Genomic DNA, 15164 nt, shown 5'->3' with positions numbered 1-15164 from the left:
CTTCGATGCAAATTGCAAACGATCCCCTGGCGGCGCTTGCCGCCGCCGTTGGCCCACAAGCCCTGGTGACCGATCCAGCCGAGCTGCGCTACTACTCGCACGATGTTTATAGCGGCGGCGAGACTGCGCTCGCCGTGCTCCGTCCGAACGACAAAGACACGCTCGCTCGCGGAATCGCGGCCGCCACTAAAGCCGGCCTCGCAATCATTCCTCGCGGCGGCGGCATGAGCTACACGGGTGGCTATCTCGCACCTAGCAAGCAGGCGCTGCTCGTCGACACGGGCGCGATGAACCGCGTGCTCGATATCAACGAGACGGACATGACCGTAACTGTCGAGGCCGGCTGCACGTGGGACCAGCTGCAGCGCACGTTGAAGCCGAAAGGATTGCGAGCGCTGGCCTGGGGCACCTTGTCCGGCATCAACGCCACCGTCGGTGGCGGCATGAGCCAGAACGGCATCTTCTGGGGCGCGTCCGGCGGCACGGTTGTCAATGCGGCGATCAGTTTCGAAGTCGTGCTCGCTGACGGAACTCTTGTGAAGACCGGCAGCGACTTCTTCCGCACGTTCGGACCGGATATCACGGGCCTGTTCGCCGCCGATTGTGGCGCACTCGGTGTGAAAGCGACGATCACGCTGCAGACGGTTCGCGAAGGCACCGCCTTTGCGTACGGCTCTTTCAGCTTCCCCGAGGCCGAAGGCTACTTCAAGGCCATGAGCGCGGTCTCACGCGAGGGCCTGGCCTCCGAATGTTTCGGCTTCGACCCGAACCTGCAGGCTCAGCGCATGAAACGTGAGAGCCTGACCAGGGATGCGCAGTCGCTGGTCAACATGATGAAGGCGCAAGGCTCGGCCTGGAAGGCGCTCAAGGAAGGCGCGAAGGTTGTCGCCGCGGGCCGCTCGTTCCTCGATGACGCGCACTTCTCGCTGCACGTGATCGCTGAAGGTCGTCATCAAAGTGCGGTCGATGCCGACATGAAGGCGGTGGAAGCCATTGCCGTTCGATTCGGCGGTCACAGTGTCGAGAACACGATCCCGAAGATTCTGCGCGCCAATCCGTTCCCGCCGGTGAATTCGATGGTCGGACCGGAAGGCGAGCGCTGGGTGCCGGTGCACGGCTTCCTGCCGCACAGCCGACTGGTCGAGGGCTGGAATCGCATTCAAGCAATGTTCGCCGAGCATGCGACTGCCATGGCGAACAACGGAGTGACCACCGGCGCGTTGCTGTGCGCAGTGAATCGCTCCACTTGTTTGATCGAGCCGGTGTTCTATTGGCCGGACGAGCTGCAGGACATCCACCGCCGTTCTGTCGAAGCCGCACACCTTGCGAAGCTCAAGGGATTTCCGGCGAATGAGTCGGCTCGCGCGTTGGTCAAGCAGTTGCGCACGTCGCTCATCGGCATCTTCCGCGACTTGGGTGCGACGCATCTTCAGGTCGGTCGCGCTTATCCGCTGAAGCAGGCCAGCGACCCGCGCGCGTGGGAGCTGTTGCAAGCGGTGAAGCGCGCGGTCGATCCGAACAACCTGATGAATCCCGGCAGCCTGGGACTATGATGGATGGGCATCGATCGCCGGCAAATGCTCGCGGGCATGGTGGCAGCAGGTCTGCCCTCGTCTGCCGTCGGCGCCGCCGATACTTCGCGGAGTAACCGTATGACTGCGGTCTCTCAATACGCAGCCGTGGCTTTGCAAATCGCCGCTCGCTCGGTGGAGCGCCTGGCGGATCGCGCGGCTGCGCGTCAGCAGATGCTCGCGATGATCGAAGCGATCGGCGTGAAGCTGCGGAGCTCCAGCGTCTTCATTCAGCAGTACGGCGGCACACCAGTAAAGCTCGCGGTTCTGCCAGAGTATGTGCTGACGAGTTATCCGGGCCGCATCTCCATTCCAGACTTCGCAGCCAAGGCCGCGCTCGACATCGACGGTCCCGAGTATCAGGCACTCGGCAAGGTCGCACAGTCACAGCAGTTGTTTCTGGCTGGCAACGCGTACGAACGCGACGCTCACTTCCCCGGCCTCTACTTCCAGACGAGCTTTGTCATCGGCCCCAGCGGCGATGTCGTCCTGCGTTACCGCCGACTGAACTCGATGTTCGCGCCGACGCCTCATGACGTCTGGTCGAAGTACCTGGACATCTACGGCATCGACGGCGTCTTCCCCGTCGCTCGCACCGAGATCGGCAACCTCGCCGCCATCGCCTCCGAAGAGATTCTGTATCCGGAGATCGCCCGTGCCCACGCGCTGCGTGGCGCCGAGATCTTCGTGCACAGTTCCTCCGAAATCGGCTCGCCGCTCATGACGCCGAAGGCGCTGGCCAAGCGCGCGCGGGCGATGGAGAACATCGCGTACGTCGTGTCAGCAAACACCGCAGGCATCGAGGACACGACGCTGCCGCTCGATTCGGCCGACGGCAATTCGGTAGTCATCGACTACAAGGGCGCGGTGCTGGCCGAAGCGAATACTGGCGAAACCTTTACCGCGTTCGCCGATCTCAACCTGGACGCCTTGCGCCATCAGCGACGCAAGCCGGGCATGACCAACTTCCTGGCGCGTCAGCGGCTCGAGCCGTTCGCAGCCGTGTATGGGGCCACTGTCGGACAGCCGGCCAACGGCCTGATCGAGAACGGCCAGGTGAAGGTCCCGGACCGCAATCATTTCCTGCGCGCTCATGAACAAGTGATCGAGCGCCTCGCGAAGGATGGGCTCATATGAAACGTGAAGATGTGCCGCCGCCGTACACCGCGGTGACCCGGCACGAAGTGTTTCCGACGCCGACTCACGACGAAGCGGCGCGCTTCAACTTCCTCACCGCCTTCAACAAGTATTTGTCCGGCGTCGTCGGCCCTGGCAATAAGCTCGCTTACGAGAAGCGCGTGCTGCCCGCGTTCCGAGCCGAGCATCAGCGCGATCCGAAAGACCGCTTCGAGATCCGGCACGCGATGAACAAAGATCCATGGCATCGCTTCTGGTCGGCCTGCAAGCGCAACTCCATGGAGATGCGCCAGCAGAACGGCCGCTCGATGGTGCTGCGTCAGCTGGAAGCGCTGGATGCCAAAGCTCGTGAGTTCAATGCGGATCGACCGACACTGGAGCTCAATCCCTCGGTTGCCACGCCTCGCTATCAAAATGCGGTGGATATTCACTGCATGCCCGGCTCGTATCATGGCGAAGAGCGGCCTGGCGATGTGTCCGCCGGCGCGAACTACGATTGCGGCATCTTCGCGACGACCGCGGGTGGGCTCGGCGCGCTGTCCGATGGCGGCGGGCAGGCGCTCGTCGAATGGATCAAACGCGAGCGCCCCGGCTGGACGCCGAAGCGCATTCTCGACGTCGGCTGCACCATCGGCCACAACATCGTGCCGCTCGCGCTCGCGTTCCCGGAAACCGAAATCATCGCCATCGATACTGCCGCGCCCGTCCTGCGCTACGGACACGCACGCGCTCAAGCGCTCGGTGCGAAGAACCTGAAGTTCATACAGATGAACGCCGAGGACCTGAGCCGCTTCCCCGACGGACATTTCGACTGGGTGCAGACGACGATGTTCCTGCACGAACTGTCCGGCAAGGCGCTGCCGCAAATCATTCGCGAAGGCGTGCGTGTGCTCGCACCGGGCGGACTGATGTTGCACCTCGAACAGCCGCAATACTCCGATGAGATGCCGTTGTACGAGCAGTTCATTCGCGACTGGGACGCCTTCAACAACAACGAGCCGTTCTGGTCGGCCATGCACGCCATGGACCTGAAGAAAGTCATCGAGGCCGCCGGCCTGCCCCGCTCCAGTCAGTTTGTGACGGGCGTGCGCGCAGTCGTCGACCCTACCGTCTTCCCGGTCGCCGCATCGGGCGAGAAGGAAGATCACGGTCGCGCTGCCGTCTGGAACGCATACGGAGCCTGGAAGCCGCAATCATGAGCGACATCGATTACATCCTGCGCGCGGGCGCGCGAGCCAAGGGCAAGCGCCCTGACTTTCTCGGCGACCCGAGCAGCGAGCGCATGTTGTCCATCCTGCTCGCGGTTGTCGGTGAGGTGTCGGTGCTGAAGGAGCGGCTCGATACGGTGGAGCGACTACTCGACAGCAAAGGCACGATCAGCCGTGCTGACATCGAGAAGTATCAGCCCGATCGCGACGCCGCTTACCAGCGCGGCTTGATGACCAAGGAATACATCGCCCGCGTCATGCGCGGCGTCCAGCAGGAAATGGAGGCGATGCAGACGGACGAGAAGCCGGTCGCCGATATCAGCGTAGACCTGCGAGATAATTGATGAAACATCGTGCTGTGAGCGGGCTCATCCGCTATACCTCCAAGAAGCCCGACTTGCTCGACAAAGAGCGCGGCCGCGAGTGGTTCACCTTCACACACCACGGCGACGGCAGCGCGATCTTCCGCGCTCGCTGTGAGATCGAGGAACCTGCCCCGACCGTGCTGCGAGACATCGTGTACTCGCTCGACAGCGCCGGCCGCCCCCAGAGCCTGCACGTGCACCTCACCGTCGGTGATCGCTTCATGGGCTCGGGCTGGCTGCGTCATGAGCCGGGCAACGACAGCGGTGTGGTCGAATGCGAGAGCTTCGGACCATCGATTGGCAGGCTGTCGCAGCGAGTCGAATACACGGGCGCAATCGACGGCTTCGGCACTCACCCGGTGGCTGGCGACGCTTACACGACGCGCTGCATGGACCTGAGCAAGGGCCCGCATCGACGCGCCATTCGCGTGTTCGTGCCCTCACCCGATCATCGAGGCGCCACGCCGCCGCAGATCGCGGAAGTAGCCATCGGGCTGGAGTACGTGGGGGAGGAAACGATCACCGTTGCGGCCGGTACGTTCAAGTGCCGGCACTTCCGCTTCGTCGACGATGAAGGCCCGGGCATGGGCGGTAAACAACATCCGCACTACGATGTTTGGGTGACCGCCGATGACGACGCCATCTTCGTGCAAGGCGGCGTCGGCGGTTATATGCAGACGTGGTACGAGCTGGTGGAGCTTCAGCGCTGAAGCGCTTCCTCTGAATACGCCGCGAGCGGCGCCGGCGCGCCGCTCTGACGAATCAGCGCCTGCTTGCGGAAGAACCTCAGCAGGCCGCTCTCTCCCATGCGTGACGGCCCGAGGCCGCTCGCACCGAAGCTGGACTTTTCGGCCTCCCAGACCATCGTCGTCAACGCTCCGTCGTTGATCGACACGGCGCCCGCGTTGATGCGTCCAGCGATTTCCTCGGCTTCCTCAGTTGTACCAGCGAGCACGGCGGCTGAAAGGCCGAAGGTGCCGGCGTTCGCATGTGCTACGGCCTCGTCGTTCGTATCAAATACCGTCACGGGGATGACGGGGCCGAACGTTTCCTCGGCCATCACGAGCATGTCAGGCGTGACATCCGTGAGAACCGTCGGCCGCAAATACTTCCCGCCGCCGAGCGTTTCGACGCGTCCGCCGGCCAACAACTTCGCGCCACGTGACACAGCATCGTCGATCTGTGCCCGCACGATGTCCGCCTGCCTCGCGCTGATGAAAGGCCCGATGTCACCGACTTTGATATCGGGATAATTGAGCCTCACGGCCTGCGCCTTCTCAACCAGCGCAGCCAGGAAGCGCTCAGCGATGGGGCGCGCGACGTAAACGCGTTCGATGGACTGGCACGCCTGCCCGGTGTTCACTACCGACGCGCGCAACGCGATGCCCGCCGCGTTCTCAGGATCGGCGCTTGCGAGCACGATGAGTGGGTCTTTGCCGCCTAGCTCCAGACTCGCTGGAATAAATGCGCGTGCGGCGCTCTCGCCTACTTTGCGACCGGTGGCGACGGAGCCGGTGAACGCGATGAAATCGACGTTAGGAATCAGCGCAGCGCCGGTGGCGCCATCGCCCTCGATTACGGTCAACACGGACGCGAGCTCTGGGACTTCGACAATCGCCTTCATCAACGGACGAATGAAGCGTGGCGTGATCTCGGACGGCTTCACGATGACCGCACAGCCCGCCGCCAACGCCGGAATCGTGTCGATCATCGACAGCAGCAGCGGGAAGTTCCACGGGCTGATGACGCCTACCAGGCTATAAGGCACGAGCCGAGTCGACGTCGTGATCGACGGAATCGCTGTGCCCTGACTGGAAGCTTGATAGCGAGCGATCAAAGCCGGCGCACTCTGCACCCAGCGATTCAACATCCGGATGACGCTATCGACCTCGACTGCCGATAGTCCAGCGCGCCCCGTGTCGGCAATCAGCGCTGCGACCAGAGCCTCGCGATGACGCGCGACACTTTCAGCCAGTCGCCGCAGCGCGCCCGCTCGGCCCTCTGCGCCCTTGTCCAGCCAAGCGCGCTGGTGCGCTCGCAGGTCGGCAGCAAGCGCCGAAACAGCGTCCGCGCCAACCGGGTCAATGGAGTGATCAGCCACGCCCGTGCGCGGATTAATGACAGCAAGACTCACTGCTGCGTCCGCCAGCTCGCCACAATCTCTTCTCCCGTTGCGAACCACGCTTCCCGGCGCTTGCTCAACTGCTCGAGCAACTTCTCGAACGCGTCGATTCGATACGGCAGGCCAACGATGTACGGCGTAATGTGCAACGGAAGGACGCGACCGCCATAGCGCTTCGCTTCACCCGCCAGCCAATCGAACGCATCGCCAACCTGCTGGGCATAGCTGTCGATCGACTGCTGCTGAACCGTAATAACCTGTCGATCCGACAGCTCGTGATTGAGCGGCAAATTGACAAGGCCGTTCGAGAACGCATACGGCAGCTCATCGTTGGCCCAATCGCACATGTAGGTCAGCCCTGCCTCCTTGAGCAAGCGCGGCGTATTCCAGCTCTGCGAGCGCGCAATCGACAACCACCCAGACGGCTTCTTGCCCGCAACCGACAGCGCTGCGAGCGATCGCTCGATCAACGCACGCTCTTCTGCTTCGGGCAGACCCGTCGCAATCGCGCCGTTCATATCGGTGGAATGGGCAATGATCTCGTGCCCCTCCGCCACGATGTCTGCAATGATCTGCGGGTACCGTTCAGCGATCGCGCCATTGGTCGCCACCGACGCCTTCACACCCGCCTTCTTGAAGGCATCGAGCAGTCGATAGAAACCCACTCGCGTGCCGTACTCTCGCGCGGTGTAGTGCCGATAATCCGGATACGGCGTCACCATGTGGCCCGGCGCACGAAAGGGCTTGTCCGAGGGCGTCATCGGAAACCATTCGAGGCTCACGCACACCCACACCGCAACCGACTTGCCGCCTGGCCAGCCGACCGGGCTGCGCGAAAAGATCGATGACCACTCATACAAGTCGTGGTCATAGCCCTCGCGACGCTTCGCGTATTCGAGATACGAAGGCTCAAGCGCCATGGGCGGCCCCCTGGTAGTGATGATCGTAGTAGTGATCCGCAATCTCGCCGGCGCGCGCAATCCAGGCGCGACCATCAGCCGCGATGTGCTTGAGCACCTCGGCGAACGGCCCGATGCGATGCGGCTGGCCGATCAAGTAAGCGTGCAGCGGGATGCACATCACCGTGCCCGACTGCTCGCCTTCAGTCGCCAACCGGTCGTACTGACGGATCAACGCATCCGCGTAGTCGCGCGGTGACATGTTGTAGACGAAGAACCCATAGTGATCGTTGACTTCCAGGCTGTATGGAATGGAAATCAAGCGACCCGACTTCACCTTCACCGGTTGCGGCTGATCGTCGTGGTACAGATCGCAGGTGTAGTGCAGACCGTACTCGGCGAGCAGATCGAGAGTGCGCGTGGTGTGCGTCAACGCAGGCGCGAGCCAGCCGCGAATCGTCTGGCCCGTGGCTTCGCGCACCGTGCGAATCGAATCCTCGATGATCGCCCGCTCCTGCGCTTCGTCCATGCCGTACGTGTAGCGCGTGTTGTAAATGCCGTGGCTGAAGAACTCCCAACCGCGTCGATTGGCGTCGGCAACGACTTCCGGATGATGCTGGCAAAGCGCCACCGACAGCGATACCGAGCCCGGGAAGCCGTACTTGCTCATCACCTCGGCCATGCGCCAGTGCGAGACGCGATTGCTGTGATCTCGATGTGAGAAGCCGACCACGTCGGGGTGCGGCTTGGTCCAGCTCTTGCGGTGAGGATTGGCGGGCGGATCGATCTCGTAGTACTCGAGGTTCGGCGCCACCCACACCGCGATCTGCTTGCCGCCCGGCCAGACGATCTTCGGTCGCGCGCGATACGGCTTGAAATCGTAAAGCTGCGGATCGGCTCGTTGCACAGTGTCCATCAACGCGCCTCCAGCCACTCGATCACGACCTGCACCGGCTCGACATCGGCGTACTTCAGCTGCAGGTCCGTCAGATTCGCGAAGTGATAGCTCTCGTGTTTGTCGGCGCACGTTTCGATCGGCACGATGGTGCGAAATCCATAGGCCAAAGCATCGACCGCCGTAGCTCGCACGCAGCCCGACGTGCTGCCGCCAGTCACGACGACCGTATCCACTTTGTGCCAGCGCAGATAACTGTTCAGCGGCGTCTCGAAGAATGCCGACGGCATGCGCTTGGTGTACTGCAAGTCGTTGGGATCGATGGCGCAGCGTGGGTCGTACGCGTGTCGCTCGCTGCCGTACTTGATGTTCTGCAGTGAGTCCGGCGTGTTGGTGCGGATACCCCACACCCCGGCATCGCCAGCGTCGTCTTTGTAACCGACGCGGCTCCAGATCACCGGCATGCCGCGGCTGCGCGCCAGTTGCGAAATCGTGTTGATGTACTCGATTTGCCGCGGATCGGTCTCATACGCGGTTTTGAACATGTCGATGCGCGTGTACGCCTGCTGCATATCGACGTTGACGATGGCCAGCTTTGCCCCGAAGCCGAACTTGTTGCGGGCCGGGTTGGCCATGGTCTGTTCGAAGATCTGTCGCGCGGTGCGTCCATCGCACACCATCTTGGTTCCGATCGGCTGCATGCTCACTCCCGCGAAATCAGCGCTTAACGCGCAAGTCGCAAAAAAGGCTTGTGTAAGTAAAGTTGTCCGGACAAACTTGTGGCATGAGGATCTTCCGCCATTTCGTGCGCGTCGGCAACCGTCGCGTCCACTACCGCCGGGCCGGCTCCGGGCCGAGCCTCATCATGGTGCACCAGAGCCCGCGCAGCTCGGCGGAGTACGAGCCGCTGATGCGCAAGTGGGGCCAGCACTTCACCTGCATCGCGCCGGACTCGCCCGGCTTCGGCCAGTCCGATCCGCTGCCCGGCTCGCCCGAAATCGGCGATTTCGCGCAGCACTACCTCGACTTGCTGGACGCGCTGGGCATCGAGCGCACCGCCGCCTACGGCTTTCATTCAGGCGGCATCATTCTGGTCAGCGCGGCCAGGCGCAGCCCCGAGCGCTTCACGGCGCTGGCCATTGGCGGTTATGCGATCTGGACGCCGGAAGAAATGGCGCACTTCCGCGAGGGCTACCTGCCGCCGTTCCAGCCGAGCGCCTACGGCGAGCACCTGGTGTGGCTGTGGAATCGCATCCTCGAGCAGACCTGGTTCTTCCCCTGGTTCGACGTGCGCAACAGCACGCGTCTGCGCGTGGCTCATGACGACCCCGTTCGCACCGACGCGGTCGTGCGAGACATGCTCGATAGCGGTGACGCTTATCGCGCCGGCTACGGCGCCGTGTTGAAAGCACCAAGAGACATTCCGGCCCCGACCGCGAAAACGCCGCCTGTGCTGATCGCCGCTTATGAGGGCGATCCGCTTCACTCACACATTCCGCGACTGGGCACCTTGCCGCCGAGTTGGAGCGCGCGAGGTGTCGCGACGCCGGCCGAACTCGAAGCGGCGTGTTTGCAGCATGTGCGTCAGACGCCGCCGATTCCGTGCCCCGCTCCGCCTGAGAACGCAGATGCGGGCTTCGTCGTTGTAACGGCGCCTGGCTTCGATGGCTTGATTCACTGGAGCGGCCGGCGCGATGCGGACACTGTCGTGCTGCATGCGCCGGGACGATCGACGGAACTGCTCGATACGTCGCGGGTACTCGCAATCGATCTGCCGGGCCACGGTTTGTCGGATGATTGGCAGAACGGCCGCTCCGTGGAGTTGAAAGATTGGAATGCCGTTGTCACCGCCGCGATGAAAGCCATCGGCGTAAACAGCAAGCCCGCGATCGTTGGCGAAGGCTTGTCTGCATTCCTTGCGGCCGACGTTGCACGAAGCACTGGCGCAAATAGCTGGGGTGCAATCGACGCTCACATTCCGCAGTCGCAGGACGCACGGCGGTGGGCCGACGCGGCCATTCCCGATCTCACGCCCGATCGCTTCGGCAGTTATTTGAACGCTGCCTGGAGCGCGGTTCGCGCCGGTCACTTCTTCTGGCCATGGTTTGACGGCAAAGCAGCGAACGCTGTTCCCTTCGAAGCCGCCGACATCACACCGGAAGCGCTCGCGTTGGAACATCGCAGTCTGATTCGTGCACGCTCGGGCCGCGCGTTGCTGCGAACGTTGCTCAATGTCGATCGCGAGCAACTTCTCGCCGGCGCACCTGCTATCGCGAACTGGGAACGAGCCGCCTGGGCCACGGAGCGCGCCGACATCTGGTCACCGAAGGTTTAGGAGATTCGCATGGGAATTCGTGAAGACATGCCGGTACTCGCGCGCCACGAAGGGGTGTGGGATGGCGTCTATGTTTATTACAACGCCGCCGGCGTGAAGATCGACGAGCATCAGTCCCGCCTGCTGTGCCGTTTTCCTGCGCAGGGCCCGCATCCCTATCACCAGACCAACTTCTACACCTGGGCCGACGGCCGCACCGAAACTCGCGACTTCCCCGCTCGCTACGCCGACAAGCGCGTGTGGTGGGACAATGAACTGATCAAGGGCTGGGCTGCAGAAGTCGCGCTCGATGAATATCGACGCACGGTGATGCTGTACTGGCAGCGCCAGGGCGATCCCAGCCTGTATCTTTACGAGATGATTCAGCTGTCCGATGACGGCCAGAACCGCTGCCGCACCTGGCACTGGATCCGCAACGGTCAGTTGGAAACGCGCACGGCAATTCAGGAGCGGCTCATCAGTCGCGACTGGCAGTCGTACGAGAAGTAGCTGGAGAGGCGACACTGTCCAAGCCAACCACACTGTTCGCCAAGCTGTGGGACCAGCACGTCGTCGCCACCCTCGACGGTGGCGTCGACCTGATCGCTATCGACCGTATTTTCCTGCACGAGCGCACAGGCGCCGCTGCGCTGAACAGCCTGCGAGAGGCCGGCCGTGCGATCGCCGATCCATCGCGCGTCTTCTGTGTCATGGACCACATCGTCGATACACGGCGTGGACGCAACGATCAGACATTGATGCCCGGCGGTCAGGCATTCATCACGGAGACGCGTAGTGCGGCACGCGAAGCCGGCATCACGCTCTTCGATGTCACCGATCCTGATCAAGGCATCGTGCACGTGATCTCGCCGGAGCTCGGCATCGTGCTGCCTGGCTGCACATTGATTGCACCCGACAGCCACACCTGCACCCAAGGTGCGTTTGGCGCGCTCGCGTGGGGCATCGGCTCCTCCGAAGCCGAGCACGCGTTGGCAACCGGAGCGCTGCGTCTGTCGCGCCCGAAGACCCTGCGCGTGACGTTCACCGGTGTGCTTCCAGCCGGCGTGACCGCAAAGGACCTGATCCTCAAGTTGATCGCACGTCACGGCGCGGGCGGCGGCAAAGGTCATGTCGTCGAATTTGCCGGCGAAACTGTCACCGCGCTGGACATGGAAGCGCGGATGACCCTGTGCAATATGGCGACCGAGTTTTCGGCGATGACCGGCATCGTCGCCCCCGACGAGAAAACATTCGCGTGGCTCGAAGGCCGCCGCTATGCCCCGACTGGCGAGTTGCGAGTGCAGGCACTGAAGCATTGGCAAAGCCTTCGCACTGACGACGGCGCGCAGTTCGATGCCGAGATCCTCATTGACGCGAACAGCATCGAACCCATGGTCAGCTGGGGCACCTCGCCCGAGCACAGCATCGGCATTTCCGGCACGGTGCCCTCGGGGGCGCCGGAAAGGGCACTCACATATATAGGCCTGGAGAGCGGACAGCGCCTGGCCGGCACGCCTATCGATGCGGCCTTCATCGGCAGCTGCACCAACAGCCGATTATCGGATCTGCGTCGTGCCGCGGCGCTGCTCAAGGGCCGGCGGGTCGCGCCCGGCGTCAAGGCGCTGTGCGTGCCTGGCTCCATGCACGTGAAGCGCGCAGCCGAAGCCGAAGGTCTCGATGTGATCTTCGAACAAGCCGGTTTCGAATGGCGCGAGAGCGGTTGCTCCATGTGCTTCTACGCAGGCGGTGAGAGCTTCCCGCCGGGCTCGCGCGTCATCTCCTCGACCAATCGCAACTTTGAAGGGCGACAAGGCCCGAACATTCGCACGCACATCGCCAGCCCCGAAGTGGTGGCGGCCAGCGCCATCGCGGGATGCATCGCCGATCCGCGGGAGCTGCGACCATGACGCCGTTCACCGTACTCACATCCGTTGCCGCTCCCCTGCTTCGCGACAACGTCGATACGGACGCGATCATTCCCTCGCGTGAGATGAAGAGCACGGGCAAGACCGGGCTCGCCGCTGGTTTGTTTGCCCCGTGGCGATACCTCTCGCCCGGCAGCCGCGATCCTGATCCGGCGTTCGTGCTCAATCAGCCGCGTTACGCCGGTGCGCGTATTCTCCTGGGCGGTGACAACTTCGGTTGCGGCTCCAGTCGTGAGCACGCCGTGTGGGCACTCGCCGAGTACGGCATCCGTGCCATCATTGCCCCGAGCTTCGCGCCGATCTTTGCAGGCAACTGCATTCGCAATGGCGTGCTGCCCGTCGTGCTCGATCAGGGAAGTATCGCTGCAATTGCAGCTGTGAACGAGCCGGTGAGGATCGATCTCGCTCAACAGCAGGTCGAAGCGGGCTCGCAGCGTTGGACTTTCGCGATCGGCGCCGAGGCCAAGGCGATGCTGCTCGAAGGTCTCGACGGCATCGAGCTCACCTTGAAACATCGCGAGCGGATCGCCGCATTTCAACGAGCAGACCGGCTCGCCCGTCCCTGGATTTATTTCTCCACACAACCATGACACGCATTCACCTGAGCGAAGTCGGGCCGCGCGACGGCCTGCAGAGCATCAAACGCGTCATGCCGCTCGATGCCAAGAAGGCGTGGATTGCCACCGAAGCGGCCGCCGGCGTGCGCGAAATCGAAGTCGGCAGCTTCGTGCCCGCCGCGCTCCTACCCCAGATGGCGGACACCGCCGAACTGGTCGCCTTCGCCCGGATGATTCGCGGACTCTCGGTGGCCGTGCTCGTTCCCAATCTCAAGGGCGCCGAACGCGCCATCGCGGCCGGTGCGCAGAAGATGTCGATTCCGTTCTCCATGTCCGAAACGCACAGCCTCAAGAATGTGCGCAAGAGTCACGCGGCGATGGTCGAAGAGATTCGCGCTATCGCCGAGCTCGTCGCTGCACAACCTGCCGAGAGTCGGCCTCACTTCGAAGTCGGCTTGTCCACGGCCTTCGGTTGCACGATGGAAGGCCCGGTCAGCGAGGACACCGTCGTGCGTCTTGCTGCTGCATCCATTGCAGCCGGCGCAGTTGAAGTCGGCCTGTCCGACACGACCGGCTATGCGAACCCCGCACAGGTCAAACGCCTGGTGCGCAAGGTGAAAGCAGAGATCGGGTCGAACAAGCTCAACACGCTGCACCTTCACAACACTCGCGGCCTGGGGCTCGCCAACGCGCTCGCCGGACTCGAAGAAGGCATCACGACGCTCGATGCATCACTCGCCGGCCTCGGCGGTTGCCCGTTCGCACCTGGTGCTTCTGGAAACATTGTCACCGAAGATCTCGTGTTCATGCTGCAAGCGATGGGCTACGAGACCGGCATCGATCTGCAACGGCTGCTGGAAGTCCGCCGCATTCTCGCAGAAGCGTTACCAGGCGAGCCGTTGTATGGATTCACGCCGGACGCCGGCCTGCCGCTGGGCTTCAACGATGGAGTACGCGCATGAGCCGGCCTGCCCCGCTGAGTGGTTTGAAGGTCATCGAACTCACTCACATGGTGATGGGCCCCGCCGCCGGCGCGATGCTGGCGGCCTTGGGTGCTCATGTGATTCGCGTCGAGCCGCTCGAAGGCGACAAGACGCGCACGCTGCTCGGCTCGGGCGCCGGTTACTTTCCGATGTACAACCGGCACAAACAGAGCATCGCGCTCGATTTGAAGGCAGAAGACGATCTCGCGCTTGCAAAGCGCCTTGCAACGAGCAGCGACATCCTCGTTGAGAATTTTCGGCCCGGCGCGCTCGACAAAATCGGCCTGGGCTACGAAGCGTTGTCTGCCAGCAATCCTCGCTTGATCTACTGCTCCGCCAAGGGCTTCCTGCCGGGCCCGTACGAAGACCGCACGGCGCTCGATGAAGTCGCGCAAATGATGGGCGGGCTTGCGTACATGACGGGTCCGCCGGGCCGGCCTTTGCGCGCCGGCGCGAGCGTCATCGACGTGACCGGCGGAATGTTTGGTGTCATCGGCGTGCTCGCAGCGCTCGAAGAGCGCCATCGCACCGGCAAGGGCAAGCTCATCCAGGCCTCGTTGTTCGAGACGACGGTGTATCTCGTCGGCCAGCACATGGCGCAGTTCGCGGTCACCGGCAAGCCCGCGAATCCGATGCCGGCTCGCATTTCGGCGTGGGCCATTTACGACGTGTTCGAAACCAAGGACGAGCCGATCTTCATCGGCGTGGTCACTGACGCGCTTTGGGAGAAGTTCTGCAAGCTCTTCGGGCTGAACGAGCTGTGGGCGGACGAGTCCCTGCGCAAGAACAATGCCCGCGTTCAACAGCGCGACCGTATTCTGCCGCAGATCAGAGCGTTGATTGCCGGCTTCACGCGCGCCGAGATCATCCAACGGCTGGAGGGAACGGGCTTGCCGTTCGCGCCCATCGGCAAGCCCGAAGACATGCTCGACGATCCTCACCTGCTCGCCTCCGGCGCCCTCGAATCTGTGCAGCTCGGCGACGGCAAAACGACGCGGCTGCCGACTTTGCCGATTGCATTCGACGGTGAGCTCGTGGCGCGCGAGGCGTCGCTGTCTCAGATCGATGAGGATCGCGAGGCCATTCTCCGTGACTACCTTGGGTCGTGAAATAACTTCACGGCCAGCCGGCGCGTAGGAGATAGTCCGGGCCGGCCGTCGGCAGAAAGGGTCTGCGTATCCACTCGGC

At 63.1% G+C, this 15164-nt stretch carries 15 protein-coding genes; 11 read left to right on the top strand and 4 right to left on the bottom strand.

Annotated elements, in window-relative coordinates; genetic code table 11:
• Window positions 1-5 precede the first annotated feature (5 nt).
• The 5 genes from EK373_RS23700 to EK373_RS23680 all read left to right on the top strand — a co-directional run bounded on the left by EK373_RS23700 (window position 6) and on the right by EK373_RS23680 (window position 4991).
• Window positions 6-1553 (top strand): FAD-binding oxidoreductase, encoded by a 1548-nt coding sequence (locus tag EK373_RS23700; RefSeq protein WP_198683592.1) that lies wholly within the window; start codon window positions 6-8, stop codon window positions 1551-1553.
• Between the two features lie 99 nt (window positions 1554-1652).
• Window positions 1653-2708 (top strand): nitrilase-related carbon-nitrogen hydrolase, encoded by a 1056-nt coding sequence (locus EK373_RS23695; RefSeq protein WP_198683591.1) that lies wholly within the window; start codon window positions 1653-1655, stop codon window positions 2706-2708.
• On the top strand, window positions 2705-3907 hold the full coding sequence (locus tag EK373_RS23690) for a class I SAM-dependent methyltransferase (protein ID WP_129646588.1): 1203 nt from the start codon (window positions 2705-2707) through the stop codon (window positions 3905-3907). The genes EK373_RS23695 and EK373_RS23690 overlap by 4 nt, the downstream gene beginning before the upstream one ends.
• Window positions 3904-4260: a hypothetical protein gene (locus tag EK373_RS23685; RefSeq protein ID WP_198683590.1), complete on the top strand. Its 357-nt coding sequence runs from the start codon at window positions 3904-3906 to the stop codon at window positions 4258-4260. Before EK373_RS23690 ends, EK373_RS23685 begins: the two co-directional genes overlap by 4 nt.
• On the top strand, window positions 4260-4991 hold the full coding sequence (locus EK373_RS23680; protein ID WP_129646584.1) for a hypothetical protein: 732 nt from the start codon (window positions 4260-4262) through the stop codon (window positions 4989-4991). The genes EK373_RS23685 and EK373_RS23680 overlap by 1 nt, the downstream gene beginning before the upstream one ends.
• Here EK373_RS23680 and EK373_RS23675 read toward each other — a convergent pair.
• The 4 genes from EK373_RS23675 to EK373_RS23660 are packed head-to-tail and all read right to left on the bottom strand — an operon-like array spanning window position 4982 to window position 8898.
• The gene (locus tag EK373_RS23675) at window positions 4982-6415 is read right to left on the bottom strand and encodes an aldehyde dehydrogenase family protein (RefSeq protein WP_129646582.1); all 1434 of its coding nucleotides are present in this window, start codon (window positions 6413-6415) and stop codon (window positions 4982-4984) included. The two genes, EK373_RS23680 and EK373_RS23675, sit on opposite strands and share 10 nt — an antisense overlap.
• Window positions 6412-7323: a polysaccharide deacetylase family protein gene (locus EK373_RS23670; protein ID WP_129646580.1), complete on the bottom strand. Its 912-nt coding sequence runs from the start codon at window positions 7321-7323 to the stop codon at window positions 6412-6414. Before EK373_RS23670 ends, EK373_RS23675 begins: the two co-directional genes overlap by 4 nt.
• The gene (locus EK373_RS23665) at window positions 7313-8218 is read right to left on the bottom strand and encodes a polysaccharide deacetylase family protein (protein WP_129646578.1); all 906 of its coding nucleotides are present in this window, start codon (window positions 8216-8218) and stop codon (window positions 7313-7315) included. The genes EK373_RS23670 and EK373_RS23665 overlap by 11 nt, the downstream gene beginning before the upstream one ends.
• Window positions 8218-8898, bottom strand: coding sequence for an isochorismatase family protein (locus EK373_RS23660; RefSeq protein WP_129646576.1), 681 nt, complete (start codon window positions 8896-8898; stop codon window positions 8218-8220). The genes EK373_RS23665 and EK373_RS23660 overlap by 1 nt, the downstream gene beginning before the upstream one ends.
• An 83-nt stretch (window positions 8899-8981) precedes the next feature.
• On the opposite strand from EK373_RS23660, the gene EK373_RS23655 reads away from it, so the two are divergent.
• Genes EK373_RS23655 through EK373_RS23630 form a run of 6 tightly spaced genes read left to right on the top strand, consistent with a single transcriptional unit; the run spans window position 8982 to window position 15085 of the window.
• Complete coding sequence (locus EK373_RS23655; protein WP_129646574.1) at window positions 8982-10532, top strand: alpha/beta fold hydrolase; 1551 nt, start codon at window positions 8982-8984, stop codon at window positions 10530-10532.
• Between the two features lie 9 nt (window positions 10533-10541).
• Window positions 10542-11021, top strand: coding sequence for a DUF3598 domain-containing protein (locus EK373_RS23650; protein WP_129646572.1), 480 nt, complete (start codon window positions 10542-10544; stop codon window positions 11019-11021).
• Window positions 11022-11035: 14 nt separating this feature from the next.
• Entirely contained in the window at window positions 11036-12418 is a 1383-nt protein-coding gene (locus tag EK373_RS23645) for a 3-isopropylmalate dehydratase large subunit (RefSeq protein WP_407676216.1), read from the top strand.
• Window positions 12415-13026: a 3-isopropylmalate dehydratase small subunit gene (gene leuD / locus EK373_RS23640; RefSeq protein ID WP_129646568.1), complete on the top strand. Its 612-nt coding sequence runs from the start codon at window positions 12415-12417 to the stop codon at window positions 13024-13026. The genes EK373_RS23645 and leuD overlap by 4 nt, the downstream gene beginning before the upstream one ends.
• Window positions 13023-13955 (top strand): hydroxymethylglutaryl-CoA lyase, encoded by a 933-nt coding sequence (locus tag EK373_RS23635; protein WP_129646566.1) that lies wholly within the window; start codon window positions 13023-13025, stop codon window positions 13953-13955. Before leuD ends, EK373_RS23635 begins: the two co-directional genes overlap by 4 nt.
• The gene (locus EK373_RS23630) at window positions 13952-15085 is read left to right on the top strand and encodes a CaiB/BaiF CoA transferase family protein (protein WP_129646564.1); all 1134 of its coding nucleotides are present in this window, start codon (window positions 13952-13954) and stop codon (window positions 15083-15085) included. The genes EK373_RS23635 and EK373_RS23630 overlap by 4 nt, the downstream gene beginning before the upstream one ends.
• Window positions 15086-15164 lie beyond the last annotated feature (79 nt).

The organism is Peristeroidobacter agariperforans, from assembly GCF_004138335.1.
GTDB lineage: Bacteria > Pseudomonadota > Gammaproteobacteria > Steroidobacterales > Steroidobacteraceae > Steroidobacter > Steroidobacter agariperforans.
This window is presented reverse-complemented; position numbering and strand designations above follow the sequence as displayed.